Raw genomic sequence first — 4,734 nt, 5'->3', positions numbered from 1 at the left:
GCGGTCCGCCGGGCCGATCCGTTCAAGGTCTTTTACGTACGATTGCGACAGGCCGGCAAACCAGCCAAACTCGCCCTCATTGCCGTCGCCAGGAAGCTGCTGACGGTCCTCAACGCCATGATGCGCGACAGGAAGCCCTACCTGAAGGTCAAGCCGACATAACAGTTGCCGGTTCTGCGCTTCGCTTGTCCGGGACGACGGTGGAGATTGGCGCGCGATCACGCGTCAATCTCTTCGTACGCTACTCCGCTGTCTGCTCCCGCAGCYCGGCGACATCCTTCGCCGTCAGCTTCGAGCCCTTGGTGCCGAACCGTGCCGTGACGTAGTTCGCGACCGCCGCGATCTCGTCGTCGCTATACGCATCGCCGAACGCCGGCATCGAGAGCGCGCCGTCCGGCGTATGCCGCTTGGTGCCCGAGAGCACGATCTGCGCGACGTTGGTGGCGGCGGGGTCGTTGACGGCCCAAGTGCCGGTCAGCGTCGCCATCGGCGAGACCGGGCTTTCGCCGCTCCAGCCGTGGCAGCTGGCGCAGGCGCTGGCGAACACCTTCTTGCCGCGTGCGTCGGCCGTGACGCCGTCCTTGTGCGAGGCGGGCGCGACCGGCGCCGTGGTCGCAGGCAGATCGGGCGAGGCCACCGGCGGCACGCTGCGCAGATAGGCGACGACCGCGCGGATGTCTTCGGGAGCGAACTGGCTGAAGCTGCGATCGACCGCTTCGCCCATCGGACCCGAGGCCGAGCCGTGGCCCGGCGCGTGGCCGAGCGAGAGATACGAGATCAGATCCTCGTCGCGCCAATTGCCGAGGCCGGTGGCCTTGTCGGAGGAGATGTTGAAAGCGCGCCAGCCCGCCGTGATCGCGCCGCCGAACTTCTTGCGGTTGTCGAGCGCAAAGCCGAGATTGCGCGGCGTGTGGCACTCGCCGCAATGCGCCAGCGCTTCGGCGAGATACGCACCTCTGTTCCACTCCGGGCTCTTCGAGGTATCCGGCGTAAAGCGCGTGTCCGGATTGAACACGGCCGACCAGAAGATCATCGCCCAGCGCTGGTTGAACGGGAACGACAGCGTGTTGTCGGGCGCTTTCGCGCGCACGGCCGGCAGGCTGAACAGATACGCCTTCACCGCCAGCACGTCGTCGTCCGTCATGTAGGTGTAGGACGTGTAGGGCATGGCCGGATAGAGCCGCGCGCCGTCATGACGCGTGCCGCGCTGGACCGCGTTGAGGAAATCCTGGTCGCTGTAATTGCCGATGCCGGTGTCCTTGTCCGGCGTGATGTTGGTCGAATAGAGCGTGCCGAACGGCAGCTTGAAGCCGAGCCCGCCGGAATATTCCTTCTCGCCGGGCTTGGTGTGGCAGACCATGCAGTCGGCGGCCTTCGCGAGATACTCGCCGCGCTCGACCAGGCTTGCCTTCTCCAGCTTTGCCGGCACGCCGGTCGGCTTGCCTGCGCGATAATCCGCCAGCGCCACTTTGGTGCCGCCGGCGAAGTCGAGCGGACCGGGCCCACGGATGATCCAGACGCCGAGCGCCGCCACGACGATGGCGATCACGACCAGGCTTGTGAGGATACGCATCTTGCCGCTCATGCCTTCTTCCCCGCAGCCAGAAGTTTCCGGTCGATCGGCAGGCGCCGCAGCGCCACGCCGGTTGCGGCGTAAATCGCGTTGCGCAGCGCCGGTGGTCCGGCATTGACGCCGGCTTCGCCGATGCCGCCGGGCGCCTCGCCGCTCTTGACCACGATGACCTCGATCTTCGGCGTCTCGTTGATGCGCATCATGCGGTAGTCGTGGAAGTTCGATTGCTGCACGCGGCCCTTGTCGATGGTGATCTCGCCGTAGAGCGCGGCGGTGAGGCCGAAGATCAGCCCGCCCTCGATCTGCGCCTTGATCGTATCGGGGTTGACCGCAATGCCGGTGTCGACCACCGAGGTGATGCGGCGCAGCGTGATCTCGCCGATGTCGTCGATCTCGGCTTCCACAACAGTTGCGAGGAAGCTCGCAAACGATGGCTGCAGGCAGACGCCACGGCCAACGCGGGCCGGCAGCGGTTGGCCCCAGCCGGATTTCTCCGCGGCAAGGTTGAGCACCGCGAGCGCACGCGGAGTCTTGGTCAGCATCGACCTTCGGAATTCGACCGGATCCTTGCCGGCCTTGCGCGCAAGTTCGTCCAGCGCGCATTCGAACGCGAACACATTGTTGTTCGGGCCGACACCGCGCCAGAAGCCGGTCGGCACAGCCGGTGGCTCGGCACGGACATATTCGACGTGGAAGTTGGGAAAGTCGTAGGGCGTCTCCACGGCGGCGTCGACCGCGTCGATATCGACGCCCTTCTGGAACGCTGGCGGCAGCCAGCGGGCAATCACCGCAGAACCTGCGATCTTGTACTTCCAGGCCGCCACCTTGCCGTCGACCAGGGTCGCATTGACCTGGTCGCGATAGACCGGGCGGTAGACGTCGTGCTGGATATCCTCCTCGCGGGTCCATATCACCTTGACGGGATAGTCGACCTGCTTGGCGATCTTGACCGCCGCAACCACCATGTCGGGTTCGAGCTTGCGGCCGAAACCGCCGCCGAGCAGGTGCTGGTTGACGATCACCTTCTCGACGGGAAGGCCAGCGGCCTTCGCCGCCTCCGACTGCACGCGCGTCATGATTTGTGTGCCCGTCCAGATCTCGCAGGCATCCGGCCTGACGTGAACGGTGGCGTTGATCGGCTCCATCGAGGCATGCGCGAGGAACGGCAGTTCGAAGCTCGCCTCGAACTTGTCTCCGCTGGCAAGCCCCTTGGCGATGTCGCCGACGGATTTCGCGATCGCGCCATCCTTCTCGCTGGCCTTGCGTAAATCGTCCCAGATGTCCTTGGTGGAGATCTTGGCGTTCGGTCCTTCGTTCCACTCGATCTTGAGCGCTTCGAGACCCTTCTTGGCCGCCCACATGTGATCGCCGATCACGGCGACGGCGTCGTCGAGCACGACGACCTTGCGCACGCCGGCGACTTTCATCGCTGCGCTGTCGTCGACCTTGCCGACCTTGCCGCCGAACACCGGGCAATTGGCGATCGCGGCAATCTTCATGTTGGGCAGGATCGCGTCGATGCCGTAGACGACTTTGCCGTTGACCTTGTCCGGTGTATCCAGCCGCTTCAGCGGTTGGCCTATGAGGACGAAGTCCTTGGGGTGCTTGACCGGGATATCCTTCGGCGGTGTCTGGCTCTGTGCCGCCAGCGCGAGCTCACCATAGCCGAGCTTGCGGCCGCTTTCCGCATGGATGACTTCGCCCTTGGACGTCGTGCAACTCGCGGGCTCGACCTGCCATTGCGCGGCGGCGGCCTGCACCAGCATCGCGCGCGCGCTGGCACCCGCTTCGCGTAGCGGCTTCCACCAGGCGCGGATCGACGTCGAACCACCCGTCGCCTGCAGTCCGAAGGCGGGATTGGCGTAGAACTTGTCGTTTGGCGGCGCGTGCAACGCCCCGACCTTTGCCCAATCGGCGTCGAGCTCTTCGGCCAGAACCATCGAGATCGAGGTGTAGATGCCCTGACCCATCTCCACCTGCGGCATGATCAGCGTGGTCTGGCCGGTCTCGTCGATACGGATGAAGGCATTGGGCGCGAACTTGCCGTCGGTCGTATCCTTCGGCTGCTCCGGCTCGTTGACGGCGGCCCGTAGGGGCAGGTGAAAGGCGAGGAGGAAACCGGTCGCGAGACCGCTGGTCAGAAGCGTGCGGCGGGAGAGGCTGTTGTGTGCATTCATGGCGGACCTCACGACTGACGGCCGTTGGCGGCCTGCTTGATGGCCTCGCGGATGCGGACATAGGTGCCGCAGCGGCAGATGTTGCCAGCCATCGCGGCGTCGATGTCGGAATCATCCGGATGAGAGGTGGTTGCCAGTAGAGCGGCGGCCGCCATGATCTGGCCGGATTGGCAATACCCGCACTGGACCACCTCGAGATCGAGCCAGGCTTTCTGCACCTTCGCGCCTGCGGGCGTATTGCCGACATGTTCGATGGTGGTGATGGCGCGGTTCGCAACCGCGCTGACCGGCAGGACGCAGGAGCGCACGGCCTTGCCGTCGACATGCACCGTGCAGGCGCCGCATTGCGCGATGCCGCAGCCGAATTTGGTGCCGGTCATTCCGAGGATGTCGCGCAGCACCCACAGCAGCGGCATTTCCGGCGGCGCGTCGAACGATTTGGTTTCGCCGTTGATGGTGAGAGTTGTTGCCATAAGCATCCCCTTGCTCGCTTGATCGCTTGCGGCGATCTAGTCGGCGAATTCGTGCGCGACAATAATCATACTGATGCGAAGCGATGAAGCGCCAGAATTTCCGGCGATGCATATTTGCGCTGCCGACGCCTCAGGCCATGACGTTCACGAATTTGTGCGGCGATCGCTGCAGCGGAATTGGGCTAATTGATATGATAATCGTCATGTTGTGACGCATTTTCGTCGCACGCATCGTTGATTGCCGCAGATGATCGTGCGAATGCGGAAATTCATGCGATGACGAAATTCGTGCGATTGGGAAAGTCGGGCCGTGGCGAGCGCGGGCACGGGATCAATTGCAACGGCTCATTGTTGTGCCCTCTCCCCTTGTGGGCCTGTTGCGTAATTCGTCAATTGTGATTCCCTAGGGCAAAGCCTTGGAGGGTAGCGATGGCGGTCAAGCGGACGGGACAGCCGAGCTTTGTGGAAGCGCTGATGCCGAAGGGAGCCGGCGCCAATGCGGCGCTGGTGG

3 protein-coding genes and 1 pseudogene are annotated in these 4,734 nt (G+C 64.3%); 1 reads left to right on the top strand and 3 read right to left on the bottom strand.

The annotated features are described in order from the left end of the window. Positions 1–162 (top strand): annotated as a pseudogene (locus AB4Z51_RS44285) (IS110 family transposase); the annotation flags it as partial. 79 nt (positions 163–241) lie between these two features. Here the strand turns inward: AB4Z51_RS44285 and AB4Z51_RS44280 are convergent. Genes AB4Z51_RS44280 through AB4Z51_RS44270 form a run of 3 tightly spaced genes read right to left on the bottom strand, consistent with a single transcriptional unit; the run spans position 242 to position 4,223 of the window. Further along, entirely contained in the window at positions 242–1,585 is a 1,344-nt protein-coding gene (locus tag AB4Z51_RS44280; RefSeq protein WP_441499711.1) for a c-type cytochrome, read from the bottom strand. Further along, complete coding sequence (locus AB4Z51_RS44275; protein WP_441499710.1) at positions 1,582–3,750, bottom strand: molybdopterin cofactor-binding domain-containing protein; 2,169 nt, start codon at positions 3,748–3,750, stop codon at positions 1,582–1,584. The genes AB4Z51_RS44280 and AB4Z51_RS44275 overlap by 4 nt, the downstream gene beginning before the upstream one ends. Before the next feature lie 8 nt (positions 3,751–3,758). Beyond that, positions 3,759–4,223: a (2Fe-2S)-binding protein gene (locus AB4Z51_RS44270; protein ID WP_175617995.1), complete on the bottom strand. Its 465-nt coding sequence runs from the start codon at positions 4,221–4,223 to the stop codon at positions 3,759–3,761. Positions 4,224–4,734 lie beyond the last annotated feature (511 nt).

It is taken from the genome of Bradyrhizobium sp. 2TAF36, assembly GCF_052114925.1.
GTDB lineage: Bacteria > Pseudomonadota > Alphaproteobacteria > Rhizobiales > Xanthobacteraceae > Bradyrhizobium > Bradyrhizobium barranii.
This window is presented reverse-complemented; position numbering and strand designations above follow the sequence as displayed.